This is a genomic window from Sabulibacter ruber, assembly GCF_017355955.1.
Classification (GTDB): Bacteria; Bacteroidota; Bacteroidia; order Cytophagales; family Hymenobacteraceae; genus Nibribacter; species Nibribacter ruber_A.
Genome location: NZ_JAFFID010000001.1, coordinates 1,640,843 through 1,655,483, shown reverse-complemented (window position 1 = coordinate 1,655,483; position 14,641 = coordinate 1,640,843). Strand labels below are relative to the sequence as shown.

The window sequence follows — 14,641 nt, the reverse complement described above, 5'->3', positions numbered from 1 at the left end:
TTGCCCCTTTTGGACTTACAAATTCACCGGTATACGTGTCTACTCAGAGAAACGGCTCGCCCGCAGAGCCCACCAGATTGTTTGACTGCCTGGCATATCAACTAGAAAATATGCCATTGCAGGATATGCTCAGCGCCAAGGAAGACGGAGCGTGGCGCAAGTATTCCACCCAGGAGGTGATAGATACTGTGAACCAGTTGAGCCTGGGCTTGCTGGCGCAGGGACTGTCTTCGGGCGACGGCACCGTAGAAGGCCGGGACAAGATCGCCATCATCAGTGCCAACCGGCCCGAGTGGATTCTGGTAGATCTGGCCATCCAGCAGATTGGTGCCATTTCGGTGCCCATTTACCCCACCATCAACCAGAGCGAGCTCACATTTATCCTGCAAGACGCCGCCGTGAAGACGGTGTTTGTGGGCGACAAAGCCCTTTACAATAAAGTGGTGAGCGTGCAGGAGGAATTGCCGGAGGTAAAAAACATTTTCACGTTCAGCCAGGTACCGGGGGCGCGGCACTGGAAAGAGTTGCTCTTTGAAGCCTCCCCAGACCTTGAGCGGCAACTGGCGCAGAGCAAGGAAAGCATCAGGCCAGAAGATCTGGCCACCATTCTGTATACCTCGGGCACTACGGGCGTTCCCAAGGGTGTCATGCTCTCACACCACAATATTTTGAGCAACATGTTCGCCAGTACCGAGGTGATTGATGAAGTAGGTGTGCGGGGCAAACGGGCCATCAGTTTCCTGCCGCTGAACCATGCCTTTGAACGGATGGCTACCTATTGCTACCTCTACGCCAGCGTTTCTATCTATTACGCCGAGAGCATGGATACCATCGCCGAAAACCTGCGCGAGGTGCAACCCACCATCTTTACCACCGTGCCCCGCCTGCTGGAAAAAGTCTACGAAGGCATCATCAGGAAAGGGAAGGAGCTTACCGGCGTAAAGAAAAGTTTGTTTGACTGGGCCTTGAAACTAGCCGAACGCTACGAGATCAATACCCCGCTCCCGGTAAGTTACCGTCTGCAACTGGCGCTGGCTAACAAACTGGTATTCAGTAAATGGCGGGAAGCCCTGGGCGGCGAGATAAAGTCTATCATTACCGGGGCGGCGGCCTGCCAGGTAAGGCTGCTAAAAGTATTTTCGGCGACCCAGATCATAATACAGGAAGGTTACGGCCTCACCGAGGCCTCGCCCATCATCAGCGGGAACCGGTACCCAGAGGAAAACCGCAAATTCGGGACGGTGGGACCGCTGCTCAGCAACGTGAAAGTGAAGATTGCCGAAGACGGCGAAATCCTCTGCCAAGGGCCCAACGTGATGATGGGCTATTACAAACGCCCCGACCTTACCGCCGAGGTCATCAAAGACGGCTGGCTACACACGGGAGATATCGGTATCCTGGACGAAGGCAAATTCCTGAAAATCACTGACCGCAAAAAAGAACTGTTCAAAACCAGCGGCGGCAAGTACGTGGCACCCCAACCCATTGAAAACAAGATGGTGGAAAGCCCCTGGATTGAGCAGATCATGGTGGTGGGAGAGTCGCAGAAGTTTGTGGGTGCTTTGATTGTGCCCGCTTTCCAGGCCCTGCAGGAGTGGTATTCTGCCCAGGGATTGCCTTACCCTGGCAATCTGGCCGCCGTGGCAGACAAACGGGTCCGCGCCCTGATTGGCGAGGCCATTAAACAGTACAACCGTTTCTTCAACCCGGTGGAGCAGCTCAAAAAGTTTACCTTACTGCCTCAGGAATGGACGGTAGCCAGCGGCGAACTCACGCCCACCCTAAAACTGAAAAGAAAAGTCCTTTCAGAAAAATACAGAAGCGCCATCCAGGAAATCTACACCTAACATGGAATCCCTTCAAACAGCATCGGCCCTGGCTAAAACCAAGGCCGATGCTGTTCAGTGAAAGTTGAGCTATCGTTTCTGACTTGTTTCAAGAAAATTAGACCCTAAACGAAGCCTGAACAGGGTGGAGGTTCAACGGTGTGTAACTCCAGGCAAACCTAATTCTCTCAATCACTCATTCTCTCAATCACTCATTTATTAAACCACTCCTTCTATTAAACCACTCCTTCGCTCAATCGCTCATTGCTTAGTTTCCGCACCAGGCTCTCCAGGCGGGTGAGCCGTTCTTCAATAGACGAAGGTGATTTCAGATAGGTGCTGTACACCCCGTCTACGTGCCAGATTTCCAGAATGTCTTCCGGTGTTACGGCCAGGTGCTCATAGTCGGGGTTGTCGGCTTTCAGGAGCAGGTTGCCCTCGGCGGTGAGACCCTGGTAGCGGCGCGTGATGAGTTTGTTTTGCTGCACCACTACGTAGATCTCGTTTATCTTCAGGTGGCTGGGATCGGTGTTGACGAAGGAGCAATACACCACATCGCCATGGCGCAAGCCGTGCTGCTGGTACTGCATCTCAGAGCCGGTATGTTCAAACGCGCGGTGCAAAACCTGGGGCTCGCCGGGCAGAATCAAAGAAGGAAGCTTGTCCAGGAACTGCCTTTCCTGGCGGCGCGCGAAGTAAGCGGTCTGCTCATTGGCCATGACCAACGCGGCCCGGTGTACCGGCGATTCTGCTGCATCTGCTACTTTTATGAGCAGTTGGCTCTGCGGAAGATCCCGTTTGAAGATATCGAACCCGTATAAATCATTGACAGTGAGTTCTTTGGTGATGAGCAGGTCCAGGCTGATGCCGAAGTGCCGCGCTATCTGCACCAGCGTGTCAATCTTGGGTTCTGACCGGCCTTCTTCGTAGGCGCCCACGCTAGGACGCGCTAAATCAAAGAGTTGCGCAAAAGCGGCTTGGCTCAAATTCTTGACCGTTCTAATCTTCTTGATGTTCTTCCCGATGCACGACATGAAAATATTTTTAAAAATATTTGTGCTACAATTTTGAGCGTATCTATTTTTTGTAGTATACTTGTCCTCGAAATCAGGGCAAGATAAGGAGATATTTTGAGATTATGGCTACAAGTATGAGCATAAGCCGCCATAATCCTTTTCTTGCCGGAATGAAACGCTTGGAAGAGAAGCCGCGGCATGGTCAGGAATATGAGCAAAGCCGGGGCGAAGTTGGTTCAGTAGGGTAGAAGGCTCCTCTTAGAAGATGATTGTGTGAGATTCAACTGGCCTCAGGTTGGGTAAAAACCACGGTCTGGGCCGCACCTAAATTGAAAAGATGGGAAACAACTACTTCCAGAAAGTGAAAGACTACCTCTTGGAACTGGACTTCCAGATCACCCATGAAGACGCGCGCGACTGCGTGCTGGTGGTGGAAAAGGAAAGCCTGGGCATCAAGAACCTGGTCATTGGCTGCACAGATCCGCTGCTGATCATGGAGCAGTACATCATGGAACTGCCCCAGGTAACGGTGGAAATCTGCCAGAACCTGCTCCAGAAAAACCGGGACATCATCCACGGGGCGTTTGTGCTGGATGAATCGGGACGGCGGCTCATTTTCCGGGACACCCTGCAGATGGCCAAACTGGACCTCCACGAGATAGAGGCTTCGCTTAACTCACTAGCGTTGTTGCTGAGCGAGTACTCAGACCAACTCATTCAATTCTCAAAAACTAACCACCAATCGCAATGAATTTTCTGCAACGCATTCTCCATTTAGGGCAGCCCGAGGCGCTTTCAGCGGTAAACCAATTGGAAGACCCCATCAGGATGACGGAGCAGGGCCTCCGCGAGATGCGGAAAGACCTGGAGAAAAGCCTGTTGGGACTGAGCGAGCTGAAAGCCCTGGCCATCCGGTCGCGCGAGGAAGTGGTGGCGTGCCGCGCCAAAGCCCACGGGTACGAACAGAAGGCGGTGGAGCTGCTGCAGGCGGCCCACAAGGGCGGGCTGGATGCGGCTACCGCAGACCAACTGGCCGGCGAAGCCCTGAACCTGAAAGAAGAAAACCTGGCCTTGGCTGCCGCTGCGCAGGAAAAGGAACTGAAATGCGAAAGATCAGTGACCGAACTAGAACAGAACCTGCAAACCCTGCGCTCCACCATCGGCAAATGGGAAAACGAACTGCGGGTACTTAAGTCCAGGGTATCGGTAAGCGAAGCCACCAAAACCATGGACAAGCAGCTGGACCTGATTGATTCTACCGGCACGGTGACTCTGCTGGAACGCCTGAAACAAAACGCTCCTGCAGAGGAAACCTCTTCTGAGACTACCTCAACAACTGGCGCAGAAGGGTTGGGCAAGGGGCTGGAAGCAGCCCAGGAAACCGCCCGCCAATTGGCTGCGCTCAAAGCCAAACTGGGCTACCTGGCAAATCCCGGCTCAAAAAATGCCGCAGATAGCAACTCTACCCCGGCGTAGGAGCTCCGCTTCAAGGCAGTTTTCCGGAAACCGGGGTTAAAACGCACCGCACCAACAGAGAGAAGGCTTGGCAGTTAGCGAAGCAGGTCCTTTTTGATTTCCGCCCGCTCCAGGTGGGCATTTCATCAGGTTACTTCCCCGTTTGGGCTGGTTTCAGGGAAAACAGCCCCAAAACACACCGGTTTACAGGACGCAGTACTTCATTTCAAAAGACACAGTTTTCACTTCAAAATGGGACAATTAGGATTCATCTTTTTCGCGATGGTGGGCTTTTGGCTGGTGCGGGAGGAATGGGGCCAGCAACTGGCCGAGGTGCTGCCCTCTGTGACGGAACTCTCAACGGCGCTGCTGGCCAACCAAGCCGAAATGTGGCAAACGCTTCTGCTGCAGGTGCTGTCTCTGGGGTGGTTGTTGTAATTACCTGGTTTGTGGAAGCGCAGGAACGTAGTTGAATTTTAAGGATCGGTTTTGAATCTACTTTCCAAAAAATAGGTATAAAATAAAAAATAACCCATTTTTTATGGTATTAAGGCAGTAAAAGGTGCCCTATCAGCAAAACTAAAGGGTACTGACTTTCGGGCTTTGGGAGAAATCAGTAATTTTAGTTTCTCAGGTAAAATTATTGGAACAAATAATTCCCGTATGAAGGCATTTTCTCTTTCTCTGCTCTTAAGTGTTTTGGTTTTGGCTTCGGGTCAGGCCCAAACGCCGGCTCCGGCTAAAACCCGCTCAAACTATACCCTGCAACAGCAGTTCAGTTCCCTCAAATACCGGTCTTCTACGCAGATCCAGTACAACCAGCCCTACAAAGTTGTAAAGCAAGCTAGTCTTGATGCTTTCTTCAAAAGTGTGCAGGATACCCTGGCGGCGCGGCAACAAAGCATTAAGAACGCCGGGAAAGAAGTGGCCGTGAAGCTGGCGCAGACCCAGAAAGAACTGGAAGAGCAGAGGGCGCAGGTAAAAGCCCTGCAAGAGGTAAATGCCCAGAAAGAGCAGCTTCTTCAGCAGGGAGCGCATGACGTAGCCAGCCTGTCTGTCTTGGGAATTGACATGGATAAGCAGGTGTATGTGATCCTCAGCCTGATTGTGATTGTGGGCCTTGGCATTGTCACCGCAGTTTTCGCCTACCTCTATAAAAACAGCAACAACGTAACCCAGGAAAAAATCAGGGCTTACGAAGACCTCTCTGAGGAATTCAAGAACCATAAGCAAGTAGCCCGCGAGAAAGAAGTGAAACTGAAGCGTGAGCACCAGTCAGAAGCAAACAAAGTAGAAGAACTGAAGCAGGAAATAGCAGAATTGCGGAAACGTGTGGCAATGTAACTCTTCGCTCTTTTCCCATAACCAAAACAAAAGACCGCATCATTGGCTTGCCCTGATGCGGTCTTTTGTTTTTAAGTCAATTTTGCTAGCTTGGTAAATAAACAAAAGACAGGTGAAAACGGCTCCGGAAAGACTTAGACTTCTCGTGAACTACGGCGCAGTTGGTTATCTCCTCCATTTTGTGGGGCTATTCTTTGTACCTGCCTTGCTGTTCATTTCGCCCCTTGTATTCAACCTGGCAATCTGGGGAAAGATAAAGGAGGGAAGAAACAGAGCGTTAGGTCTGTTGTGCGCCGGTACGGTGGTGCTTACTAGTTTCATCTTTTTTCTGCAACTGCTGAGCCGTGAACAAGCGCAATGGGGCTGTATCAATACAGTTTCTGATTGGGAGATAAATGCAGGTTATACTTCAACCCTTATCTTGTTTTCTCTTCTGAGTTGGGGATTTGGCTCTTCCTGGCTTTACAACAGAAAGCCAACAGTGAAATAAGTAGCGTAAGTCTGTTAACCCAAAGTAGGTTTTAGAATGGAAACAGCAGAACCAAGAGGCCTTTCGGTCAAAAGGTCCATCTATCTGTTATTGATTGGCCATGGGGTAATCTTACTTGCCGTGTTGGCCGAGGTGGTTCTTAAGAAGATAACCAGGAATCCGGGGGTGTTGTCCTTGGCAGACCTGCTGTCTTACTGTTTACCCCTGATGTATCTGATTTTCTTAGGTATGAAGAGAATCCAGAAAAACCACGTCTTTAATCTGAAGGAGGAGAGCAGGAAGTTTGACGGAAAGGTTTTGTTCTTAACAGTACTGATTACCCCTTTCCTGGGAAATCTGATTGAATATTTAGGTGAAATCCTTCTTCCTCCTGCCCCTGAGTCCTTAACCAGTCTGTTCGCTGACTGGGTTCAACCTACTTTTGTCTCTTTTGTTTCCATGGCCGTTGCTCCGGCAATTCTGGAGGAACTGCTTTTTAGGGGCGTAATTCTGGAGGGAATGTTACAGGAATACTCCCCCCGGAAAGCGATCATTTGGTCGGCGGTACTGTTTGGGGTTGTCCACTTAAATCCCTGGCAGGCTTTTGGTGCCATTATAATTGGGTTGCTCATTGGCTGGCTGTATTACAAAACCAGATCAGTTCTGCCAGGAATCCTTCTTCACTTCGTGAATAACAGCCTTGCGTTTTTCCTGATGTTACATTTTGGAATTGAGGCAAATACCTCGGATATAATAGGCAACCCACTTGTTTACTACCTGTTATTAGCTGTATCGGTGGTCATTTTTGTGGGTATTCTGTGGTACCTGGTACAGGTGCTGAAGCAGAAACCCAACCCGGCTTTGGGGGAAGTTGCTCACCCTTAAGAGTGCCTTTTGTCAAGTCAGGAGCATTCTTGTTAACCACTGTTTCTGGCTTGTTTTCCTATATATGCCTCTAAAACAGAATTCCCCCTTCTTGTCCTAAATCCCGCTACAAACCATTAACTTGTCAGGTCAATAACTGAATTCTTTTTCCGTTTACCACCTGATATGGATTTAACTGAAACGAAGATCCCGGAGGCGCCTGCTTCTACGGGGCACCCAAAGCAGCTCTACATGCTCTTTTTCACTGAGATGTGGGAGCGCTTTTCTTTCTATGGCATGAAGGCCCTCTTGCTGGCCTACATGATTTCTGAACTTAAGTTTGATGAACCCAAGGGTTACGCCATTCTGGGATCCTACGCCGCGTTGGTGTACACCATGCCCATGTTTGGCGGCATGATGTCTGACCGCTTTCTGGGTGGGCGCAAGGCCGTGATGTACGGCGGGGTGCTCATGACCATCGGGCATTTGGTTTTGGCGTTACCGCAGGACTGGAGCTTCTTCTACGGCATGGCCTTCATCATCTGCGGAAACGGCTTCTTTAAACCCAACATCTCCAGCCTGGTGGGTACCCTGTACTCAGACAACGATCCGCGCAAAGACAGTGCCTTCTCCATTTTCTACATGGGCATCAACATTGGTGCGGCCTTGGGCGGCTTGCTCTGCGGTTACGTGGGGCAGCAGATAGACTGGCACTACGGCTTTGGGTTGGCCGGTTTGTTTATGATTCTGGGCTTGGTGGTGTTTGCGCTGGGTAAAAAGTCCTTGGGTGACAAAGGGCTTCCGCCTAATCCAGTCCACCTGAAAGCCCCGGTGTTTGCGGGCATCAGCAGGGAGGTGGTAATTTATGGGGCTACGTTGTTGATTATACCAGTGATTGTGGCCCTTTTCCATAATTACGAGGTGATGGACTACATCATGTTCGGGTTAGGGGGGCTGGCAGTGGTGTACATTCTAACCTTTGCCTTACGGAACGAGGCCGAAGTCCGCAACAAGTTATTCGCCGCGCTAGTCCTCACCATTTCGTCTTCGTTGTTCTGGGCGTTTTATGAGCAGAATGCCGGGTCGCTTAATTTGTTTGCCATGCGCAACGTAGACATGCACGTGGGTGGGGTAGAACTCCCGGCTTTGGCGGTGAACAATTTCCTGCCACCGGCGTGGGTGATCGCCCTGAGCTTTGTGTTTTCACAGCTTTGGCCTTACCTGAACCGGAAGGGAATAGAGCCTAATACCCCCAGCAAGTTTGGGTTGTCTTTCGTGTTAATGGGCATCGGGTTCTATGTGTTCTACCTGAGCTGCGTTTCCAATGAAGAAACAGGCCTGATTTCTTTGCCGGCTTTCATGGCGGGTTACTTCTTTATCATCTGCGGGGAGCTGTGCATTTCACCCATCGGCCTCTCCATGATTACCAAACTGTCGCCCGCCAAGATTGTGGCCCTGATGATGGGGATCTGGTTTTTCGCCAGCGCCATTGGGGAGTACCTGGCCGGCAAGATTGGGGCCTTGATGAGTGTCCCTGCCGAGGTGGTAGACAACCCAGTGCTTTCGCTTCCTTATTATTCCACCATCTTAAACCAGATAGGGTTATGGTCGGTTGGAATAGGCGTGGCTTTGCTCTGCCTTGGGTACTTCATCAGAAGATTGATGGGTGAAGTGCGGTAGGTCTTTGCCGGCAATCACCCTATAGAAGAACGGGAGCAGGAATTTTTTCCGTCTCCCGTTCTTTTTTTAACTTACCAGTGCCTACCTCAACCAAAAACAAACGAACCATGGAGTTAAACCACAAACTACTGCGGCAGTTTGAGCAAGAGGCTGCCAATACCAGAAAGATGCTGGAACGGGTTCCCGAGGAGCATTTCGATTGGAGTCCGCATCCCAAGAGCATGACCCTGAAACGCCTGGCCGGACACGTGGCCGAGCTGCCCGGCATGTTCATTGCCCGGGTACTGCAATCAGACGAGCACGATTTCCAGAAAACCAAGTACACGCCCTTTGCCGGTGCCACGCACCAGGAGCTGATGCAGTTGTTTGAGGATAGTTACCAGAAAGCCGTAAAAGCGCTGAACGAGACCAACGTGGTGGAGATTGCCAAAACCTGGACCCTGCGCCACGGAGACCACGTCATTCTTTCCCTACCCCGGCAGGTAGTCATCAGAAACCTGGCCATGAACCACATCATCCACCACCGGGGGCAATTATCTGTGTATCTGCGGTTTCTGGATGTGCCGGTGCCAGGCATGTACGGCCCCTCAGCCGATGAGGGCTTTGGCGGCTGAGAAAATTTATTGAAGGTGTGAAAAGCTGTTTCCGGGCTGTTTTAACAGAAACACCCCAGAAACAGCTTCTTTTGTAACAATCTCCCAAAAATGAAAAAATCTATTATCCTGCTGGCCATGGCCTGCGTTAGCTTTGCCGGAGTAAGTCAGGTAAAACCCATGGAAATCCCCCTCTACGAAGGCAAAGTCCCCAACGAAGTGCCAGGCCCCAACCAGGAAGCCCGCGAAGTAAGACCAGATAAAACGGTGATCGTCACCAAAGTGCGGCAACCCACCCTTACCGTTTTTCTGCCGTCTAAAGAAAAAGCCAACGGAACGGCCGTGGTGATTTGCCCCGGCGGAGGGTACGCCAAACTGGCCACCAGCCATGAGGGAACCGATGTGGCGCAGAAATTTGCTGAGCAAGGGGTGGCTGCGTTTGTGGTGAAGTACCGGTTACCGGATGCGGCTGTTACCGTTAACCCCGAGCTTGCACCCATTCAGGATGCCCAGCAGGCTTTACGCGTGGTGCGCAAACGAGCCAAGGAGTGGAACGTGAACCCGGCCAGAGTGGGCATCATGGGCTTCTCAGCGGGCGGGCACCTGGCTTCTACCGCGGGTACGCACTTTACCAAAACCCACATCGCTAACCCAGAGAATCTTTCGCTTAGGCCAGACTTTCTGCTCTTGATTTACCCGGTTATCAGCAGTGATCCTGCCATCAGCCACAAGGGTTCCTTTGAGATGCTGCTGGGCAAAAATGCGTCAGCAGAGAAACTGAAGGCTTACTCCAATGAACAACAGGTGACGGCGCAAACGCCGCCTACGTTTCTGGTACACGCCTCAGATGACAAAGCCGTACCGGCTCAGAACAGTGTGGTATTCTATCAGGCTCTGCTCCAGCACAACATTCCGGCCGAGCTGCACATTTACCAGAACGGCGGCCATGGCTTTGGCATGATCAACAAGACCACCAAAGAACTCTGGTTTGAGAGCTGCATCAACTGGCTAGGCAGCAACGGTTTGCTATCCGTTGCCAGCAAGTAATTACCCAAAAAATAATTCTGAAGCATAAAAAAAGCCTCTCCGGGCAGGAGAGGCTTTTTGATGTCTTTATATGAAAAGACTAAGCAAGTTGTACTTTAACGGCGTTTAGTCCTTTTTTGCCTTCTTGTAGCTCAAAAGTAACTTCATCGTTTTCTCTGATCTCGTCAATCAAATTAGAAACGTGTACGAAGTACTCCTGATTTGATTTGTTGTCTTTAATAAAGCCGAAGCCTTTCTCGGTATTAAAGAACTTTACTTTTCCTTGATTCATGTGATTGTTCATTGTACCCTCAAGACATAGCCCAGCCTTCTTTCGTTCACTTTTCCCAAAAATAAAGCAAATACTTTCATGGGTTTGGGGGTGAGGACTTCAGAAGCAGCAGGAGAGGGATGGGTTAAAAGGAGAAAAGCCCCTCCTGGAGGAGAGGCTTTTGTAACAATATGTCTTTATAGCGAAAGACTAAGCACGCTTAACGTTGATGGCGTTTAGTCCTTTTCTTCCTTCCTGAAGATCATAGACTACTTCGTCGTTTTCTCTGATTTCATCTACTAAACCAGATACGTGCACGAAGTACTCCTGATTTGAATTGTTGTCTTTGATAAAACCAAACCCCTTAGAGTCGTTGAAGAATTTTACTGTTCCTTGATTCATAACTTTGTTTAATGTACAGCTACTACGCCCAAAGGTAGGCATTAGTTCATGACTTGCTAGAAAAAGTTAAATTTTATTTTAGTTAAGTAAAATTTTGTGCTTTAAGCGCATTAAGTAGGTTTTGGTACTTAATTAGCGTACCTTTGGAAAGGAAAGCAATCATTATCTCCTTTCTCCGCTTCTGGCTTACCTCTGGCGGTTTGTAATCTGATAATCCTTGAAAGCCTACTCAGTAGGTTTTACCTGCCTAAGCCCCTCATCTGTTTAGTTTCTGCACCTGACCGGCTTTTGAATCTACCTGATCCGCAAGCCATGATCTTGTGTATTTCTGCAAAAGAATAGCACCTGCTTGCTTTGGTTCTCCTGGGTAGGAACGGTAGGTCTTACTTAGTTCAATCACTGCCTCTGGCCACACTTGAGCGTGCAACCAGGGTATTATGTTTCATTTAACTCCTCACTATGGCAAGATCACAGAACAGTTTCCTGAAGAAGCAACTAGAGCAGAAGAAGCTCAAAAAGAAGAAAGACAAGGAGGAACGTAAGCAGGAGCGTAAAGAAAACTCATCTGGGGGCAACCTGGAAGATATGATCATGTACGTTGACGAAAACGGCAATTTCTCTTCTACCCCTCCAGAAAAGAAGAAAGAGCAAGCCTAATGCTGGCGAAGGAAACGTGTTTGCAGTACCATCTACTCTTAGGTTTTAAGCTCCGTTTTACAATTCCAGCCTGTATTCATTCCCAGGCATGTACCAGGTGGTTTGTTTTGCCTTTCAAAGCGTACCACTGGTTATTGGCTGGTTTCTGAAAAACAGGCGCTAAACGAGAATTTTCCTGGAGTGGGTTCAGCCCCAAAACAGAAGCCCGATCCGTTAAAGATCGGGCTTCTGTTTTGGGGCTGTTTTCTGAAATGTAGCCTCTAACGGCACCTTGTATTACTTTGCCTGCAGGTACCGCTCAAAGAACTCATAGGTACGCAGCATCTGGTCAAGGCGCTGGCGGTTGTTGCCGGAACGGGTGATCTCATGGGTGGCGCCGGGATGGCGAACATACTCTACAGGGCGGTTCAGGATCTTGAGGCTTTTGTACAGCATCTCGCTCTGGATGACGCCGGTGCGCAAGTCGTTTTCACCGTGGAAGATGATGAGCGGCGTGGTGATGTTCTGCACGTACGTCAGCGGAGATTCACTCTGGATCAGCGCTCTGTGCTGAGCTTCCCACGGAAACCCACCGAAGTAGTTAGGCACCAGGCGCCAGGCATTGCCCTCTCCAAAGAACGTACTCAGGTCATATACGCCGCGTTGGGCACAGGCGGCCTTGAAGCGTTTGTCGTGGCCCAGAATCCAGGACACCAGGTACCCGCCGTAAGAACCACCGGTCACGACCAGCCGCGAGGTATCTGCCCAGCCTTCGGCCACGGTTTTGTCAAGGGCGGTGAGCACATCACTGGCCGGTCCGGCCCCCCAGTCTTTCACATTTCCCTGCATAAAGGCCTCGCCGTAGCCCCCGGAGCCACGCGGATTGCTGTATACCACGCCGTATCCTCTGGAGGTGAAATACTGGTACTCATGCCACATGCTGCCTTCACCGGGACCCCACATGGCCGTTGGTCCGCCGTGGATTTCCAGCAGCAGCGGATATTTCTGACCGGCCACAAAATTGGTAGGTTTCATGACCCAGTACTCCACGGTCTGGCCTTTGCTGTTGGTAAAGGTGTGTTTTTCGGGTTGGCTCAGTTTTTTGTCTTTCACCCAGTCATGGTTAACGGAGGTAAGGCGCTGGGCTTTTCTGGCATCAGGGGTGGCGGCGTAGAGTTCGTTGGGGTTGGCCACTTCGGTCTTCACAAATACCAGCTGGTTTTTCTTCAGGTCAAAGCTGCCCACGCCGCTGTTGAAATCGGTGAGCTGGGTTACTTTCCTGGTCTGGAGATCGGCGCGGTTCAGAATCACGCCGCCGTTGGACGGGGAGGTGAAATACAGGGCCTTGTCTTTCTCGTCAAAGAGCAGGTTGCTTTTGTTCCGGTCATAAGGGATCTGGGTGAAGGGATCAGGGCTTCCTCTGAGGGGCATCACAGCCAGGGTAGGAATGGAAACACGGCTCACCGGCGAGACCTGGAACGCAATCCATTTACCCGAGGGCGAAACCGATAAACTGCTGAAAGAACTGCCTTTCCGTTGTAACAACGTTTTGAGGCCGGTGCCATCCAGGTTGATGAGGTAAATGGCGCTTTCCTGCGCGCGGGTAGGGTTCTCGGTTTCGTTTGAGTTGCCTTCAAAGATGATCTGTTTACCGTTGGCCACAAAATCTGCGTTGGAGCTGGACACAAACCCGGGCGTCAGGTCTCTGGGCACGGCCCCTGGCGTGGCATCTATCAGGAAAACGTGCGAGAAGTTGATGTTTGACGAGGTGGTAGATTCTTCCTGGAACGCCAGCTGGTTGATTACTTTGGCTTTGTTGTCTTTCTCGTTCTGGTCCAGGTAACTGCGGATTTCGGCCAGGGAGCCGTCTGGATTGGCTTTGGCCGAGTTGGCGCGCAGGTGCTCGTTTTGGAAAAAGCCCGGTTTCTCGTAAGACCACTTGGGCACGTCATGGTTGGGGTTCAGGAGCGAATCGGTTAACAGCTCCCGCAAAGCCAGACCCGAGGTGAACAGCAGCTGCTGCCCATTAGGGCTCCAACGTGGTTGGCTGGCGCCGTACTTGAACTTGGTCAGTTGCAGGGGCTCGCCCCCGGCGAAGGACAGCAGGTGAATCTGGGGTTTGCCTTCTACTACGCGCACAAAGGCCAGGTGCTTGCCATCGGGGCTCCAGGTGGGCTGGGTGGCGTTGTTGCTGCCATAAGTGAGTTGGCGGGCCGGCGCGCTTCCGTTGGAGGGTTGCAGGTGAATCTGCGTCACATACTTGTACTCATTCTTCTGCGCGGGATCTGGCTCAATGCTGGTGACGGTGTATGCCACCTGTTTGCCATCGGGGGAGAGGGCCACGGCCCCAATTTGTTTGATCCTGAGTAAGTCTGTGACCTGGATGAGGTTGCTCGCCCCCTGGGCGAGAACCCACGAGAGGCTTGCCCACCAGAGAAGCAGGAAGGCAGAAAGGCGTTTGTTCATGGTAGCTTGGTATGATGAAGAAGTATTTCTGTCTTTTCAGACAATCCTTAAATCTAGGAAAAATACTTCCATCACGCATACCAAAGGCCCACATAGCCTCAGGTTTGTAAACCCATCTTGCCTGTTTCAAGGCAGATTTCCATAAACCAGCCTTAAAACCGGCTCCCTATTTTGATTGGACTAACGAATCAGCGGTTCTCTTCTATCTGCTGCAGCAGGTCTTCATCTGAAAGATTTTCCAGCCAGTCTTTGGACAATTCCAGCCGAACGGTTTGGGCCTGTCCGCTGGGGGTACAGACTACGGTGACGTTGCCTTCGTCGGTTTCGGCTAGTTCAGTGGCTTTTTCGGCGGCTTTGCCCTGCAGGCCCGCATAGGCTTGCACGCAGGTCCAGGTGAGATTGTCTTTGTCCGTTACTTCGCGCTGGGTCATGGTGTGAATGAGTGAATGAGAGAATGTGTGAATGAATGATTGCGTGAGTTGTAACGGATTTGCGGTAGGAAAGGATGGAAGCTGAACAAAGAAAAAGCCCTTGCTTTTGGCCCATTTTCTGGAAAACAGGCCAAAAGCAAGGGCTTAGACGTTAGTTTGGAA

16 protein-coding genes are annotated in these 14,641 nt (G+C 50.9%); 11 read left to right on the top strand and 5 right to left on the bottom strand.

Translation table 11 applies throughout. From position 1 onward, the window contains the following. Nucleotides 1–110: 110 nt before the first annotated feature. On the top strand, nucleotides 111–1,847 hold the full coding sequence (locus JT719_RS06765; RefSeq protein WP_207431929.1) for an AMP-dependent synthetase/ligase: 1,737 nt from the start codon (nucleotides 111–113) through the stop codon (nucleotides 1,845–1,847). Between the two features lie 215 nt (nucleotides 1,848–2,062). Here the strand turns inward: JT719_RS06765 and JT719_RS06760 are convergent, their stop codons facing one another. Then, nucleotides 2,063–2,860: an XRE family transcriptional regulator gene (locus JT719_RS06760; RefSeq protein ID WP_207431927.1), complete on the bottom strand. Its 798-nt coding sequence runs from the start codon at nucleotides 2,858–2,860 to the stop codon at nucleotides 2,063–2,065. Nucleotides 2,861–3,179: 319 nt separating this feature from the next. Here JT719_RS06760 and JT719_RS06755 point away from each other — a divergent pair, with 319 nt between their 5' ends. The 9 genes from JT719_RS06755 to JT719_RS06715 all read left to right on the top strand — a co-directional run bounded on the left by JT719_RS06755 (nucleotide 3,180) and on the right by JT719_RS06715 (nucleotide 10,294). Then, the gene (locus JT719_RS06755; RefSeq protein WP_207431925.1) at nucleotides 3,180–3,593 is read left to right on the top strand and encodes a YbjN domain-containing protein; all 414 of its coding nucleotides are present in this window, start codon (nucleotides 3,180–3,182) and stop codon (nucleotides 3,591–3,593) included. Further along, nucleotides 3,590–4,318: a PspA/IM30 family protein gene (locus JT719_RS06750; RefSeq protein WP_207431923.1), complete on the top strand. Its 729-nt coding sequence runs from the start codon at nucleotides 3,590–3,592 to the stop codon at nucleotides 4,316–4,318. Before JT719_RS06755 ends, JT719_RS06750 begins: the two co-directional genes overlap by 4 nt. A gap of 231 nt (nucleotides 4,319–4,549) precedes the next feature. Then, entirely contained in the window at nucleotides 4,550–4,735 is a 186-nt protein-coding gene (locus tag JT719_RS06745) for a hypothetical protein (RefSeq protein ID WP_207431921.1), read from the top strand. A 225-nt stretch (nucleotides 4,736–4,960) separates the two neighbouring features. After that, a complete protein-coding gene (locus JT719_RS06740; protein WP_207431919.1) occupies nucleotides 4,961–5,641 on the top strand; it encodes a hypothetical protein in 681 nt (226 codons plus the stop codon). Between the two features lie 112 nt (nucleotides 5,642–5,753). Continuing rightward, on the top strand, nucleotides 5,754–6,131 hold the full coding sequence (locus JT719_RS06735) for a hypothetical protein (RefSeq protein WP_207431916.1): 378 nt from the start codon (nucleotides 5,754–5,756) through the stop codon (nucleotides 6,129–6,131). A gap of 228 nt (nucleotides 6,132–6,359) precedes the next feature. After that, complete coding sequence (locus JT719_RS06730) at nucleotides 6,360–6,995, top strand: CPBP family intramembrane glutamic endopeptidase (protein WP_207431915.1); 636 nt, start codon at nucleotides 6,360–6,362, stop codon at nucleotides 6,993–6,995. A gap of 165 nt (nucleotides 6,996–7,160) precedes the next feature. Next, nucleotides 7,161–8,654 (top strand): peptide MFS transporter, encoded by a 1,494-nt coding sequence (locus JT719_RS06725; RefSeq protein WP_207431913.1) that lies wholly within the window; start codon nucleotides 7,161–7,163, stop codon nucleotides 8,652–8,654. A 107-nt stretch (nucleotides 8,655–8,761) separates the two neighbouring features. Further along, entirely contained in the window at nucleotides 8,762–9,268 is a 507-nt protein-coding gene (locus JT719_RS06720) for a DinB family protein (RefSeq protein WP_207431911.1), read from the top strand. Between the two features lie 90 nt (nucleotides 9,269–9,358). Then, on the top strand, nucleotides 9,359–10,294 hold the full coding sequence (locus JT719_RS06715) for an alpha/beta hydrolase (RefSeq protein ID WP_207431909.1): 936 nt from the start codon (nucleotides 9,359–9,361) through the stop codon (nucleotides 10,292–10,294). A gap of 79 nt (nucleotides 10,295–10,373) precedes the next feature. Here the strand turns inward: JT719_RS06715 and JT719_RS06710 are convergent, their stop codons facing one another. Next, nucleotides 10,374–10,565, bottom strand: a complete 192-nt coding sequence (locus tag JT719_RS06710) for a cold-shock protein (RefSeq protein ID WP_207431907.1) — start codon at nucleotides 10,563–10,565, stop codon at nucleotides 10,374–10,376. A 189-nt stretch (nucleotides 10,566–10,754) separates the two neighbouring features. After that, nucleotides 10,755–10,946 carry a cold-shock protein gene (locus JT719_RS06705; RefSeq protein WP_062542011.1) on the bottom strand — a complete coding sequence of 64 codons (192 nt, stop codon included), beginning with the start codon at nucleotides 10,944–10,946 and terminating at the stop codon, nucleotides 10,755–10,757. 459 nt (nucleotides 10,947–11,405) lie between these two features. Between JT719_RS06705 and JT719_RS06700 the strand changes: the two genes are divergently transcribed. Continuing rightward, nucleotides 11,406–11,603 carry a cold-shock protein gene (locus JT719_RS06700; RefSeq protein WP_207431905.1) on the top strand — a complete coding sequence of 66 codons (198 nt, stop codon included), beginning with the start codon at nucleotides 11,406–11,408 and terminating at the stop codon, nucleotides 11,601–11,603. A gap of 276 nt (nucleotides 11,604–11,879) precedes the next feature. Here JT719_RS06700 and JT719_RS06695 read toward each other — a convergent pair whose 3' ends face one another. Together JT719_RS06695 and JT719_RS06690 are read right to left on the bottom strand one after the other, a co-directional pair. Further along, complete coding sequence (locus JT719_RS06695; protein ID WP_207431903.1) at nucleotides 11,880–14,048, bottom strand: S9 family peptidase; 2,169 nt, start codon at nucleotides 14,046–14,048, stop codon at nucleotides 11,880–11,882. 188 nt (nucleotides 14,049–14,236) lie between these two features. Further along, the gene (locus tag JT719_RS06690) at nucleotides 14,237–14,479 is read right to left on the bottom strand and encodes a hypothetical protein (RefSeq protein ID WP_207431901.1); all 243 of its coding nucleotides are present in this window, start codon (nucleotides 14,477–14,479) and stop codon (nucleotides 14,237–14,239) included. Nucleotides 14,480–14,641: the final 162 nt, after the last annotated feature.

Excerpts from the sequence above, each read along its gene's own strand:
- JT719_RS06765 (WP_207431929.1), top strand. The coding sequence starts at position 111 with ATGCCATTGCAGGATATGCTCAGCGCCAAGGAAGACGGAGCGTGGCGC.
- JT719_RS06760 (WP_207431927.1), bottom strand. The coding sequence starts at position 2,860 with ATGTCGTGCATCGGGAAGAACATCAAGAAGATTAGAACGGTCAAGAAT.
- JT719_RS06755 (WP_207431925.1), top strand. The coding sequence starts at position 3,180 with ATGGGAAACAACTACTTCCAGAAAGTGAAAGACTACCTCTTGGAACTG.
- JT719_RS06750 (WP_207431923.1), top strand. The coding sequence starts at position 3,590 with ATGAATTTTCTGCAACGCATTCTCCATTTAGGGCAGCCCGAGGCGCTT.
- JT719_RS06745 (WP_207431921.1), top strand. The coding sequence starts at position 4,550 with ATGGGACAATTAGGATTCATCTTTTTCGCGATGGTGGGCTTTTGGCTG.
- JT719_RS06740 (WP_207431919.1), top strand. The coding sequence starts at position 4,961 with ATGAAGGCATTTTCTCTTTCTCTGCTCTTAAGTGTTTTGGTTTTGGCT.
- JT719_RS06730 (WP_207431915.1), top strand. The coding sequence starts at position 6,360 with ATGAAGAGAATCCAGAAAAACCACGTCTTTAATCTGAAGGAGGAGAGC.
- JT719_RS06725 (WP_207431913.1), top strand. The coding sequence starts at position 7,161 with ATGGATTTAACTGAAACGAAGATCCCGGAGGCGCCTGCTTCTACGGGG.
- JT719_RS06720 (WP_207431911.1), top strand. The coding sequence starts at position 8,762 with ATGGAGTTAAACCACAAACTACTGCGGCAGTTTGAGCAAGAGGCTGCC.
- JT719_RS06715 (WP_207431909.1), top strand. The coding sequence starts at position 9,359 with ATGAAAAAATCTATTATCCTGCTGGCCATGGCCTGCGTTAGCTTTGCC.
- JT719_RS06710 (WP_207431907.1), bottom strand. The coding sequence starts at position 10,565 with ATGAATCAAGGAAAAGTAAAGTTCTTTAATACCGAGAAAGGCTTCGGC.
- JT719_RS06705 (WP_062542011.1), bottom strand. The coding sequence starts at position 10,946 with ATGAATCAAGGAACAGTAAAATTCTTCAACGACTCTAAGGGGTTTGGT.
- JT719_RS06700 (WP_207431905.1), top strand. The coding sequence starts at position 11,406 with ATGGCAAGATCACAGAACAGTTTCCTGAAGAAGCAACTAGAGCAGAAG.
- JT719_RS06695 (WP_207431903.1), bottom strand. The coding sequence starts at position 14,048 with ATGAACAAACGCCTTTCTGCCTTCCTGCTTCTCTGGTGGGCAAGCCTC.
- JT719_RS06690 (WP_207431901.1), bottom strand. The coding sequence starts at position 14,479 with ATGACCCAGCGCGAAGTAACGGACAAAGACAATCTCACCTGGACCTGC.